The following is a 12139-nucleotide window of genomic DNA, read 5'->3' as shown; positions in this document are numbered from 1 at the left end:
TTTCCTGAAACGATTAGGCGTAATGATACTAGTTTAGTAACGCGAGGCCGGAGAATAATGGAGGAAATATGAAACAAAGTCAGGATAAGTCCGAATGGCTCAGGCCATGGGAAATGCCTCGCACATTTGCTGCGCTTAGCTCGCGCTGTTTTTTATCCGTAGTTAAGGTGTGGTTTATCGATAAAACATAAACTACAATTTATGGAGCGCACATGACATGGACTGTGCTTTTTAGCCCGGATTTTATGCACTGGTATCAGCAGCAACACCCGGAGCTACAGGACAAAGTGATTGCAGAGCTGGCGAAGCTTGAACGATATGGCCCTTTGTTAGGCCGCCCGTGGGCCGACCAGGTAAAAGGTTCGGCTTATATCAATATGAAAGAGCTGCGTTTTCTGTTTTCACGTGCGCCTTATCGCCTTTTTTATGCTTTTGACCCGTTGCGCCGGGCTGTCATGCTGTGCGCAGGCGATAAATCAGATCAAAAACGGTTTTACGAAACGTATATCTGTCTTGCTGACGAGGCGTTTTCCCGCCATCTTTATTCACTGGAGAAGACAAAATGAAGACATTGCAGGATGTTATTGCTCAAATGCCTACGGAACGGCAAAAACGGGTGAAAAAGATGGCGGAAGAGAGCGTTCTGGAAGTTGAACTCCAGCGGCTGCGTGAAACACTTGAGATCTCTCAGCAGCAAGTGGCGGAGGTCATGGGCGTGACCCAGCCTGCCATCGCCGCGCTGGAACAGCGCGGCGTGGATATAAAACTCATTACGCTTAAACGTTATATTGAGGCGCTGGGCGGCAAACTCTCGCTTAAAGTGGAACTAAACGGGGAAACCTCTGTGTTTCCCCTTTAACGCTTAACGAAATACCACCTGCGCCCAGCGTGCAAGCCCGGCGGTGACCGAGCCGAAGTCGTCGCCGCCCGCGATGGGGATGCCAGGCAACTGCTGCGCCAGCGCTTTTTTAATCAGCGGGGAGCGAGCGCTGCCGCCGGTGAGGTAAATCACATCCGGGCGTTCGCTGCTGGTTTCCAGCGCCAGCGTCACCTGCTCAAGAATGCGGCTTAACGGCTGGTCGAGCGCCGCCTCCAGCGCGTCCTGCGTGATATCGGTCTGTAACGCCTCGGCGATAAACGGCAGCAGCGCGCGGGTTTCGCGGGCATCGGAAAGGGCGATTTTGCTCTCTTCCGCCGCGCGCACCAGCCGGTAGCTCAGACGCTGGCGCCACACTTTTTGCAGCCGCGCCACTTTTTCGCTTTCCCGCGCATCGCGCGCCAGGTCTGCCAGCAGGCGGCCGTTTGCCGAACTGTAGAAATCGCTTTGCGCCGGAACGTCGTTAATGGCGCAGGCGTTCCACCAGGGCAGCGCCGGCAGAGCAGTGCCTTTTTCCGTCAGTCCGCCAAGGCCCAGCAATGGCATAAGCTGTTTGAACGCCAGCGCGATATCCAGGTCGTTGCCGCCCACGCGACAACCGCTATGGCCAAGCAGGCTCGCTTCGCGATCGCGACGCGCATGCCACTGCGGCCCCATCAACAGCAGCGAGCAGTCGGTCGTACCGCCGCCGATATCCACCACCAGCACCCGTTTTTCGTCGCGCAGGGTGGCTTCAAAATCAAGACCGGCCGCAACCGGCTCAAACTGAAACACCACATCCTGAAAGCCGGCGCGCTTTGCCGCGCGCGCCAGAATGCCCTGCGCCTGGGCGTTCGCCTCTTCGCCGCCGAGTCCCTGGAAGTTAATCGGCCGGCCGATCACCGCCTGATTGATCTCTTCTGTGGTCTGAGCCTGCGCGGTATTGCGGATGTGCAGCATCATGGAGCAGACCAGATCTTCAAACAGCGCCACCTGCTGCGGCTTAAGCCCGCTTGCGCCGAGAAACGATTTCGGCGATTTCACGAACCAGACCTCTTCCGGGTCGACCATATAGTGCTGTAGCGCATTCAGGCCAAACAGCACGCTGCCCGGCGTCACGTCGATATCTTCTTCGCGGTTGTAAGAGATGGCGCGTCTTAACAGCGCCTGGGTCTCTTTTTCCTGCGCATCAACGCCGTGGTGACGATAAAGCCATTCGCTGACCGCTTCGCGCGTCGGCGCGCTGATCATTGAAGGTAAAAGCGCAGAGCCATTTTCCATCGTTAACAGCTGCGGCGCGCCATCGCGCATTACGGCAACCGAACAGTTGGCGGTGCCGTAGTCAAAACCAATAAACATTGCTATCCCCATGCCAGTGAAGAAGGGGGGCGACTTTAGCGGAATGTGGGCTAACGGGCAAACGGAATATATGCGCAAAGCGAAAAAGGCGATTACCCATTATGCTAAGGAAATCATTAACAAAGGAGACGACATGATAACCCTCAGCTATCAGCCGCCTTATGACTGGGCGTGGATGTTCGCGTTTCTGGGCGATCGCGCCGTGGCGGGCGTGGAAAACGTGACTTCTGAGCGCTACCGTCGCACCCTCGCCATTGAAGGCCGCCACGGCTGGCTGACGCTGACGCCGCGCCCCGAAAGGCATCAGCTTGAGCTAGAGATCAGCGAAGGGTTGCAGCCTGTTGCCGAAAACGTTATTGAGCGCGTGCGTCGGCTGCTGGATCTGGATGCAGACCCAAACGTGATTCACCAGACGCTGGGCGAGCTGGCGGAGGGCCGTCCCGGTCTGCGGTTGCCGGGCTGCATGGATGTGTTTGAACAGGGCGTGCGCGCCATTCTCGGCCAGCTGGTAAGCGTGGCGCAGGCGGCGCGGCTTACCGGGAAAGTGGTGGCGGCTTACGGCGCGCCGCTGGATGAACACGGCGAGTGGCGGCTTTTCCCCACCGCGGCGCAGCTTGCGTTGGCCGACCCGCAGGTGTTGAAGGCGCAGGGCATGCCGCTCAAGCGCGCCGAGGCGCTTATTCATTTAGCGCGCGAATGCGAAGCGGGTCGGTTTCCCTTAGCGCGTCCGGCGGATGTGGAGCAGGGCATGAAGGCATTAATGCAGATGCCGGGGATAGGGCGCTGGACGGCCAACTATTTTGCGCTGCGCGGCTGGCAGGCGCCGGATGTATTTCTGGCCGATGATTACGCCATTAAGCAGCGCTTCGCCGGTATGACGCCTGCGCAAATTCGTCGCTATGCGCTGCGCTGGCAGCCCTTGCGATCGTATGCGCTGCTGCATATCTGGTTCAGCTATGGCTGGCGGCCTGAGGTCAGTTAATAGCGAAATAGCTGCTGTTGAGCAGCAGGCCGAGCGGCTGTCCTGGCGCCAGCGCATCGCCGTAAATCATATCGACGCCGATGCCCGCCAGCGTCTCTGTCATCATCGGCTGGTTAACGGGCCCGGCGATGCAAATCAGCTTCAGGCGGCGGGTGTGGCCAAGCACAATGGTGGCGAGCATTTCATCCATCAGGTTGGTATGAATGTTTGTCACCACTTCCGGGTCAAGCATGACGTAGTCCGCCACGGCGCGGCTGATATGGTTGAATATTTCCAGATCGCGGCCGACGTGGCTGAGGATGATATGGCAACCCGCCTGGCGCAACCTGTCGAGCTGGCGGCTTGTCATGCGGGCATCTTTTTCAAACGCGTCGCTGTTAATGACCAGGTGCAGCAGGCGAGGCGGGAAGGGGCCGGCATCAAGAAAATCCAGCAGCTCGTCCACCAGGCGCGGCCCTGTGATCCCTGCGGAAAGCGGCAGCGCGACGCCAAACCCTTTACGCGCGACATCAGCGGCATGGTCGCGAAAGAAATCGTGCACGACGCGGCGGTCAAGCGCATGCAGCAGCTCCGCTTCGTTGATGGTGGCGCGAAACGCCTGCTCTTCCATAACCGTTCCTTCGCTGGTCCACAGGCGAACGGAAAGCAGCAGGAAACTGGTGCTTTCCGGCACGCGGGGCGAAACGACAGGGCGGGCCACCAGCGCCATTGGGTTTTCTTTTATCATCCGCCACTGTTCATCAAGCGGCAGCGCGTCGCGGCTGTGCTGCAACCGCTGCTGTTGCGGTTCATAAAGCGTTACCACGCCACGGCCGCTGTTTTTAGAGGCGTAACAGGCGATATCCGCCTGCGACATCACCTCGGAAGCCTGGTTATTCGACGCGTCGATCATGGTGATGCCAGCGCTGGCGCCGATGCGGTGCAGGCGGCCTTCCCAGATAAAGTGATAGTCGTTAACCGCGGCAATCAGCCGTTCAGAAATCGTGCGCGCATTCTCCACGCTGCAATCGGGCAGCAGCAGGCCAAATTCGTCGCCGCCAAGGCGTGCGAGAATATCGGTAGTGCGCAGCATGCCGAGCATCAGGGAGGCAAGTTCCCGCAGCAGCGCGTCGCCAGCGGCGTGGCCTGCGGTGTCGTTGACCGCTTTAAAGCGGTCAAGATCGACGAATACCAGCGCGTGGCGTTGATGATTGTCGTTTACGCTTTGCAGCAGGCGCTTAAGGTGATTTTCAAAGCTGACGCGGTTGGACAGATGGGTCAGCGCATCGTGGGAGGCATTGTAACTTAGCTGGCGCAGCATCTTGCGCGACTCTGTCACGTCATGGATTACCATCACGGAGCCGATGTTTTGCCCGTCCAGCGTGCTTAACGGCGTGATAGTGTAGTGAATATCATAAGCGCCGCCGCTGCGACAGTGCAGAACGATATCCTGCTCAATGGCGCTGATGCGGGAAGAGTCGCCGTTATGGAGATCGTCCAGCAGCGGGCCTTTATCTCCCACCGTAATGCGCAGCACGCTGGCGAGCGGTTGCCCCAGCGCCTGTTCCTGCGTCCAGCCGCTCATTTTTTCCGCGACAGGGTTCATGAAGGTAACGTTAAGCTCCTGATCGGCGCAGATAACCGCCTCGCCGATAGAATCCAGCGTAATATGCAGCCGCTCCTTTTCCTGAAACAGCGCTTCGTTAAGCTGCTTCACTTCGGTCATATCCATATTGACCCCAAGCAGACGCTCCACTTCGCCGTTTTTGCCCAGTACGCGGTTGGCGAGCGAGCGGATATGGCGGATACCGCCCTGAACCTGAATACGGAACTCAAGTTTGAACGGGATGCGGTTGCGCAGCGCTTCCTGGATGGTCTTTTCAGCCAGTGGACGATCTTCTTTTATTACTCTCTCTCGCCAGAGCTGCCAGGTCGGCTTCGCATGCGGCGGCACGTCGTAAAGCTCAAACATGCGCTTATCCCAGGTGATGAGATCGGGTCCAAGCTCCCACTCCCAGATGCCGATGCCGCCTGCTTCGTTAGCGAGCGTAATGCGCTCCATCAGGCGCTTATTCACCCACTCGGTATGCTTGAGATCGGTTATGTCTTCCACCTGGGCGATAAAATACAGCGGCGAGCCGTCCGTGTGCCGTACCACTGAAACCGCCAGCAGCGCCCAGACCACATCCCCTTTGCTGGTGTAATACCTTTTCTCAAGGGAGTAGCTGTTGATGGCGCCCTGGGTGAGCATATCAATCTGTTCCAGGTCGGCGTGCAGGTCTTCCGGGTAGGTTAGCTGTTGAAACGTCAGCGAGCGAAGCTGCTCCGGGGTATAGCCTAAAAAATGACAGAGCGCTTTATTGACCTGCAACCACTGCCCTTCGGTTGAAACCAGCGCCATGCCAATGGCGGAATATTCCATGGCGTTGCGAAAGCGCGCCTCGCTTTCAGAGATATGCTTTCGTTCTTCGCGAAACGCGTACATCACCATTGTCGTGATATTAGCGGGCAGCAGGATCATCAAAAACGGCAGCCAGGGCGCATTGGACATCACGCCAGGATTAGGCAGGCGCACCATGTCTGGCTGGGAGGCCAGCATAAAAGAAACGGCCATGACCGTGGCAAGGAAAACCACAAAGGCTTCAAGGCGCGGCAGCCGGATGGCGCTCCACATCAGCAGAACAATGATTATGGTAAAAGGCCAGGGAAGGTAATGCAGGGCGAGCCAGCTTAAAAAAAGCGTTGCTGCGAGCGTGCCCAGCGTTTCCAGCAACAGGCGCGGGTTGCGGTGGCGTAACAGATAATGGCTTTTAAAAAGCAGCCCCAGCGGCACCAGCGACAACACGCCGATAGCTTCAGAAAGCACCCAGACGGAAAAGCTGCGCAGCGGGTTAACCGGGTGGGTAAAGGTAATCAGCACCAGGCCGCCGATAAGCGGTGGAATAACGGCGCTGCCAAGCGCCAGACGCAGCCAGTTGTTCAGGTTCTGCAACGGGTTGTACCAGGGAAGCAGCTTACGCAGCAAAACCGCCCCGATTAACGCTTCAAACAAATTAATAAAGGTATAACTGAGCAATACATGTTCTGCGGAATAAAGCGTAATAGTGGCGGCAATACTGCCAAGCGAACAGGCGGCGGCAATGCCGGGCCACAGCCGCAGCGGGTGGCGATAAAACGCCACAATCATCAGGGCGGTAGGAAACCACACCGGGGCCAGCATGGTGCCGAGCAACGTTAATTCAAGGGAAAACAGGGTCAAAATAAAGGAAAGCAACCCAAGCGTCAGGCAGCGCAGCAGGGGCCGTGGCGTAGCAACTAAAGCGCGCTTATTCTTTTTATTAGTCATTACCGCATAATCCGCGAAAGCATTGCCGTCAGGAGCAAGGCCCGGACGCATCTAAAAAAGTGTTTTCGGTATGCTAGTACAAACAATTTACAATTCCTATGGCGTACGCTCAGAAATTAACGCTTCGCCTTGATAAATATTTCGTAGTCGCTTTTCTACATTTGCGACTTTGGGACTATTGTTTTTTCAGTACATTTTTTGCAGTTGTCCTGCCGGTCATAAGCTCTTGCTGGTATCACCCCGGGGAAATCCCTATAATTGCGGCGTTTGACGCCCCCCGCGTCTTCCTTCCTTAACAATTAAGTAAACCAGGTCGCTAATTTATGACTGACAAGTCCCATCAATGCGTCATTATCGGTATCGCCGGCGCATCGGCTTCAGGTAAGAGTTTGATCGCCAGTACGCTCTATCGGGAGTTACGTGAACAGGTAGGTGATGAACACATTGGTGTTATTCCGGAAGACAGCTATTACAAAGATCAAAGTCATCTGTCGATGGAAGAAAGGGTAAAAACCAACTACGACCATCCGAGCGCGATGGATCACAGCCTGTTGTTTCAGCATCTGCAAATGCTTAAGGCGGGGAAACCTATTGAACTCCCGGTTTACAGCTATGTTGAACACACCCGCATGAAAGAAACCGTTCATATCGAACCGAAAAAAGTCATCATTCTGGAAGGGATCCTGCTGTTGACTGACGCGCGCCTGCGCGAGGAGATGAACTTTTCCATTTTCGTCGATACGCCGCTGGATATCTGCCTGATGCGCCGCATCAAGCGCGACGTGAACGAACGCGGACGCTCAATGGATTCTGTAATGGCGCAGTATCAAAAAACCGTGCGTCCGATGTTTTTGCAGTTCATCGACCCTTCTAAACAGTATGCCGATATCATCGTGCCGCGCGGCGGGAAAAACCGTATCGCGATTGATATTCTTAAGGCAAAAATCAGCCAGTTTTTTGAATAACGCAGATTTTGCGTGTAACGTTCAAAGAGTTACCTCCGCTCCCGGTCCGCAGACCGGGACAACAGCACAACAGGAGAGCGTGCGATGCGTCTTTGTGACCGCGATATAGAAGCCTGGCTTGACGAAGGCCGTTTGTCGATCACCCCGCGTCCACCGGTGGAGCGCATCAATGGCGCGACCGTGGATGTGCGCCTTGGCAATAAATTTCGTACTTTCAGCGGCCATACCGCCGCGTATATCGATCTCAGCGGGCCGAAAGATGAAGTAAGCGCCGCGCTCGATCGCGTCATGAGCGATGAAATCGTTCTTAACGACGGCGAGGCATTTTTCCTTCATCCGGGCGAACTGGCGCTGGCGGTAACCTATGAATCCGTCACGCTGCCTGCGGATTTGGTCGGCTGGCTTGACGGCCGCTCGTCGCTGGCGCGCCTCGGGTTGATGGTGCATGTTACGGCGCACCGTATCGATCCCGGCTGGCAGGGCTGCATTGTGCTGGAGTTTTATAACTCGGGTAAGCTGCCGCTGGCGTTGCGCCCTGGTATGGTCATCGGCGCGCTGAGCTTCGAGCCGCTTTCAGGCCCGGCTGCGCGGCCTTATAACCGCCGCCAGGATGCCAAATATCGCGATCAGCAGGGTGCGGTCGCCAGTCGAATTGATAAAGACTGAGCCTGGCGGGACAGTCAACTGAGGATGCCATGAGACGACTTCTGACCGCGCTGATGATTCTGCTGGTGGTATTTTTCGCCGGTCTCTCCGCGCTTGTCCTGTTGGTCAATCCTAACGATTTTCGCGCCTATATGGTTCGCCAGGTGGAAGCGCGCAGCGGCTATCAGCTGAAGCTTGACGGCCCGCTGCGCTGGCACGTCTGGCCCCAGCTTAGCATTCTGTCAAACCGGATGAGCCTGACGGCGCCGGGGGCGAGCGTGCCGGTGGTCAGCGCCGACAATATGCGCCTTGACGTGGCGCTGTTGCCGCTGCTTTCGCACCGTCTGGAAGTGCGTCAGGTGATGCTTAAAGGCGCCGTTGTGCAGCTTACGCCGCAAAGCGAAGAGCGCCATCCGCAAGGCGCGCCGGTAGGGCCGAAAGGCGGCGTCGCGCCGCGGGAAGAGGAGCGCGGCTGGTCGTTTGATATTTCTCGCCTGAAGGTGGCCGACAGCCTGCTGGTTTTTCAGCATGAGGATGAAGAACAGGTAACGGTACGCAGCCTTAATCTGCAAATGGAGCAGGACGAGAAGCATCAGGCGACGGTTGAGATGAGCGCGCGCGTCAATCGCGATCAGCGCGATCTGACCTTCTCGCTCACCGCAAACCTTAACGCCGCGGATTACCCGCAGCGGCTTCTGGCTTCGGTTTCGCAGTTCAACTGGCAGTTGCAGGGCGCCGATCTCCCGCGTCAGGGCATCAGCGGGCAGGCGACGTTCCAGGCGCAGTGGCAGGAACCGTCAAAAACCCTCTCTTTTACGCAGCTTAATCTTAAAGCTAATGACAGTACGCTGAGCGGGCAGGGTAGCGTGGTGCTGACGGATGAGCCGCAGTGGAACCTGGATCTGCACGCCGATCTGCTTAATTTTGAAAACCTGGTTGTCGCCGATGCGGCGACCGATAGCCGGGTTCGCCAGCAGGGACAGGGGCAGCCTTCGCTGCCGCGCCCGGTGGTGGCAAGCGAGGTGGAAGAGGCGCAATACAGCGAACTGCGCGGTTTTACCGCCAGAGCCACGGTTCATGCGCGCTCGGTGCGCTGGCGCGGGCTGGAGTTTAAAAATGTCGACGCGCAGCTTGCCAACGACGCGGGGTTATTAACCCTGTCAAAACTTGAAGGCCAGCTGGGCGACGGCAAGCTTTCGCTGCCGGGCAGCCTGGACGCGCGAAACGATGTACCCCATGCCGCATTTAGCGCGCAGATTGAAAACATTGAAGTCGGGTCGATTCTTAAAGCGTTCGATTACCCCATTGCCTTAACCGGCAAACTTTCGCTTAACGGCGAATTTGAGGGCGACAGAATAGACGCGAAGGCTTTTCGCGAGCGCTGGGCTGGACAGGCTTCGGTCATGATGACCGATTCCCGGCTTGAAGGCATGAACTTCCAGCAGCTTATCCAGCAGGCGGTGGCGCGCAGCAACGGCGGCGTAAAAGCGCAGCAGGATTATGACAACGCCACCACGCTTGAGCAGTTCAGCGCGGCAGCCACGCTGGATAACGGCGCGCTAACGCTGAAAGCGATGCAGGGGCGCTCGTCGCTGCTGGCGCTGACCGGCGAAGGAACGCTTGATCTGGTGCGCGAGCAGTGCGATACGCGATTTAATGTGCAGGTTAGCGGCGGCTGGCAGGGCGACGACAAACTGGTCGCCTGGCTGAAAGAAACGCCGGTGCCGCTGCGGGTTTACGGTCCGTGGCAGCAGCTCAACTACAACCTTGAGGTTGACGACATGCTGCGTAAGCGACTGCAAAATGAAGCTAAACGTCGGCTGAACGACTGGGCGGATCGCCATCAGGAGAGCAGTAAAGGCAAGGATTTGAAAAAGCTGCTTGATAAACTGTGATGAAAAACCGGGAGCCTGACTCCCGGTTTTTTTATGCGTTACACTTCGTAATCCAGCTCCGGCTGGGCAAGCGGCACAATTCGCACTCTCTGTATCCGGTGGTGTTCCACCTCCAGCGTTTTAAGCTGGTAGTCGCCTACCTGCACCTCTTCCCCCTCTTCAGGAATGCGCTGCAAATATTCCATAATCAGCCCGGCAAGCGTGTGGTAATCGCGTTTCTCCTCCAGCGGCAGCGGCACATACTGCACCAGATCCTCAAGCGGCATATGCCCGTTGGCAGTCCAGCTGCCATCCTGGTTTTTTTGAATATCATGACGCGCGTCCAGCGAGTCGACCTCATTGGGCAGATTGCCTGCAATGGTTTCCATCACGTCGCTGAGCGTCACCACTCCCTGCACCGAGCCAAATTCATCCACCACAAAAGCGAAGTGCGTTCGCGCATTGCGAAACTGCTCAAGCGCCTGCAACAGCGGCAGATATTCGGGAAAGACCAGCGGCTGGCGAATCAGCGCGCGCAAATCCAGCGGGCGGCCATGCAAGGATTGTTGTAGCAGATCGAGAATATGCACCACGCCCAGCAAGTCTTCTTCACCGCCCGTAACCACCACGCGGGTGTGCTGGTTTTTATCCAGCAGGGCGCGGACCTGCTCTTCCGGCGCGCTGAGTTCGATATGTTCGATATCATGACGCGGCGTCATGATGCTGCCAACGCGGCGCTGGTTAAGGTGCAACACGCGGGCGATCATCCGTCGCTCCTGCGGATCAAACACCGGCGTGTTGTCGTAATCGGCAATCAGCGAAGCGGTCTGCGCGTCCAAATCCGCTTCTTCTTTATTGCCGCTCAACAACCGCAGCACCGCTTCCGCCGTACGCTGGCGCAGGTTCTGGCTGGTGGCGGAAAGAAACCGCCGACGGTTGAAGATAGCCAGCTGATTAAGCGCTTCAATCATGATGGAGAAGCCGATAGCGGCGTAGAGGTAGCCTTTTGGGATGTGATAGCCAAAGCCCTCGGCAATCAGGCTGAAGCCTATCATCAGCAAAAAGCTCAGGCAGAGAATAACAATTGTCGGATGGCTGTTGACGAAGCGGGTCAGCGCCTTGCTGGCGAGCATCATCAGCGAGATGGCGATGACCACCGCCGCCATCATTACCGCGAGTTTATCCACCATCCCCACTGCGGTGATAACCGAATCGAGCGAGAAAATGGCGTCAAGAATAACGATTTGGGTCACAACCGCCCAGAATTTAGCCCCGCGCCGCTGCGTAGGCCCGTGCGTGTCTTTTCCCTCCAGCCTTTCATTAAGCTCGACCGTGGCTTTAAACAGCAGAAAGAGTCCGCCGATAAGCATGATCAAATCGCGGGCGCTGAAAGCGTGGCCGTACAGGGTAAACAGCGGTTGGGTAAGCGTGACCAGCCAGGAGATTGAGGCCAGCAAAAGCAAACGCATTCCCATGGCGAGCAGCAGGCCGGTGATACGTGCGCGGTCGCGCTGGGCGGGCGGAAGTTTCTCGGCGAGAATGGCGATAAACACCAGGTTATCAATCCCGAGCACCAGCTCAAGCACTATCAATGTCGCAAGCCCTGCCCAGATTGACGGATCGGCAATCCATTCCATAAGGGGTTATTTACCTGTGTTGTATGACAAATGTCTGTCATGATCATGGTTAATGGCGCGCTGAAAATCAATCATTACTGAGATTTATCTTATTAATTTCGCGGCGAGATAAATTTGTCATTATTTAATCACCTCTCTGCCATTAACCTTTAATTATTATTTCGCAGCGCGCGTTGCTGCGTACATTATTTTAAGATTTTCCGCATGTGGCGTCTTCGGCAATAAACCTGCCTTAATTTATGAACTCTATTTCGTCAAGTTGAGGATAATCCTAAAAGCTGAGGGGTATTTACCGGGATTTTCTTAAAATGAATCGTTCCCGGTCACGCGCCTTGCCTGGAGGGTCAGGAACTGTAAAACTAACTTTCGATATTCGTTATCAGGCTCCGGCTATTCTTTTTTCTTCCGCACGCTTTGTGGGGCTGGGCAGCGCTGTTTTACTGATGAAATCGTTAAATAAGATAATTCTGGTTTAATTCATACACTCTACATTATT

9 protein-coding genes are annotated in these 12139 nt (G+C 56.2%); 6 read left to right on the top strand and 3 right to left on the bottom strand.

From position 1 onward, the window contains the following. The first annotated feature begins 212 nt into the window (after window positions 1-212). Complete coding sequence (locus DW56_RS12735) at window positions 213-566, top strand: type II toxin-antitoxin system RelE/ParE family toxin (protein WP_024554085.1); 354 nt, start codon at window positions 213-215, stop codon at window positions 564-566. Continuing rightward, a complete protein-coding gene (locus tag DW56_RS12730; RefSeq protein ID WP_024554086.1) occupies window positions 563-859 on the top strand; it encodes a helix-turn-helix domain-containing protein in 297 nt (98 codons plus the stop codon). Before DW56_RS12735 ends, DW56_RS12730 begins: the two co-directional genes overlap by 4 nt. A 3-nt stretch (window positions 860-862) precedes the next feature. Here DW56_RS12730 and yegD read toward each other — a convergent pair whose 3' ends face one another. Next, window positions 863-2215: a molecular chaperone gene (gene yegD / locus DW56_RS12725; RefSeq protein ID WP_024554087.1), complete on the bottom strand. Its 1353-nt coding sequence runs from the start codon at window positions 2213-2215 to the stop codon at window positions 863-865. A gap of 133 nt (window positions 2216-2348) precedes the next feature. On the opposite strand from yegD, the gene alkA reads away from it, so the two are divergent. Beyond that, window positions 2349-3197: a DNA-3-methyladenine glycosylase 2 gene (gene alkA / locus DW56_RS12720; RefSeq protein ID WP_024561937.1), complete on the top strand. Its 849-nt coding sequence runs from the start codon at window positions 2349-2351 to the stop codon at window positions 3195-3197. Here the strand turns inward: alkA and DW56_RS12715 are convergent. Further along, a complete protein-coding gene (locus DW56_RS12715; protein ID WP_029698130.1) occupies window positions 3190-6522 on the bottom strand; it encodes a diguanylate cyclase in 3333 nt (1110 codons plus the stop codon). The genes alkA and DW56_RS12715 overlap by 8 nt on opposite strands. Window positions 6523-6845: 323 nt before the next feature. Here DW56_RS12715 and udk point away from each other — a divergent pair, with 323 nt between their 5' ends. The 3 genes from udk (at window position 6846) to asmA (ending at window position 10027) form a co-directional block, all read left to right on the top strand. Continuing rightward, the gene (gene udk, locus DW56_RS12710; RefSeq protein ID WP_024553517.1) at window positions 6846-7487 is read left to right on the top strand and encodes a uridine kinase; all 642 of its coding nucleotides are present in this window, start codon (window positions 6846-6848) and stop codon (window positions 7485-7487) included. A gap of 84 nt (window positions 7488-7571) precedes the next feature. Continuing rightward, the gene (dcd, locus tag DW56_RS12705) at window positions 7572-8153 is read left to right on the top strand and encodes a dCTP deaminase (RefSeq protein ID WP_024553516.1); all 582 of its coding nucleotides are present in this window, start codon (window positions 7572-7574) and stop codon (window positions 8151-8153) included. Window positions 8154-8182: 29 nt separating this feature from the next. Beyond that, a complete protein-coding gene (gene asmA / locus DW56_RS12700; protein ID WP_024553515.1) occupies window positions 8183-10027 on the top strand; it encodes an outer membrane assembly protein AsmA in 1845 nt (614 codons plus the stop codon). A gap of 38 nt (window positions 10028-10065) precedes the next feature. On the opposite strand, the gene DW56_RS12695 is transcribed toward asmA, so the two are convergent. Next, window positions 10066-11643, bottom strand: a complete 1578-nt coding sequence (locus DW56_RS12695; protein WP_024553514.1) for a TerC family protein — start codon at window positions 11641-11643, stop codon at window positions 10066-10068. Between the last annotated feature and the right edge of the window lie 496 nt (window positions 11644-12139).

The sequence above is a fragment of the Franconibacter helveticus LMG 23732 genome (genome assembly GCF_000463115.2).
In the GTDB taxonomy this organism is placed as follows: domain Bacteria; phylum Pseudomonadota; class Gammaproteobacteria; order Enterobacterales; family Enterobacteriaceae; genus Franconibacter; species Franconibacter helveticus.
The sequence above is the reverse complement of the archived record's forward strand: the minus strand, read 5'-3'. Positions and strand labels throughout refer to the sequence as shown.

Excerpts from the sequence above, each read along its gene's own strand:
- DW56_RS12730 (WP_024554086.1), top strand. The coding sequence starts at position 563 with ATGAAGACATTGCAGGATGTTATTGCTCAAATGCCTACGGAACGGCAA.
- yegD (WP_024554087.1), bottom strand. The coding sequence starts at position 2,215 with ATGTTTATTGGTTTTGACTACGGCACCGCCAACTGTTCGGTTGCCGTA.
- udk (WP_024553517.1), top strand. The coding sequence starts at position 6,846 with ATGACTGACAAGTCCCATCAATGCGTCATTATCGGTATCGCCGGCGCA.
- alkA (WP_024561937.1), top strand. The coding sequence starts at position 2,349 with ATGATAACCCTCAGCTATCAGCCGCCTTATGACTGGGCGTGGATGTTC.
- dcd (WP_024553516.1), top strand. The coding sequence starts at position 7,572 with ATGCGTCTTTGTGACCGCGATATAGAAGCCTGGCTTGACGAAGGCCGT.
- DW56_RS12715 (WP_029698130.1), bottom strand. The coding sequence starts at position 6,522 with ATGACTAATAAAAAGAATAAGCGCGCTTTAGTTGCTACGCCACGGCCC.
- asmA (WP_024553515.1), top strand. The coding sequence starts at position 8,183 with ATGAGACGACTTCTGACCGCGCTGATGATTCTGCTGGTGGTATTTTTC.
- DW56_RS12695 (WP_024553514.1), bottom strand. The coding sequence starts at position 11,643 with ATGGAATGGATTGCCGATCCGTCAATCTGGGCAGGGCTTGCGACATTG.
- DW56_RS12735 (WP_024554085.1), top strand. The coding sequence starts at position 213 with ATGACATGGACTGTGCTTTTTAGCCCGGATTTTATGCACTGGTATCAG.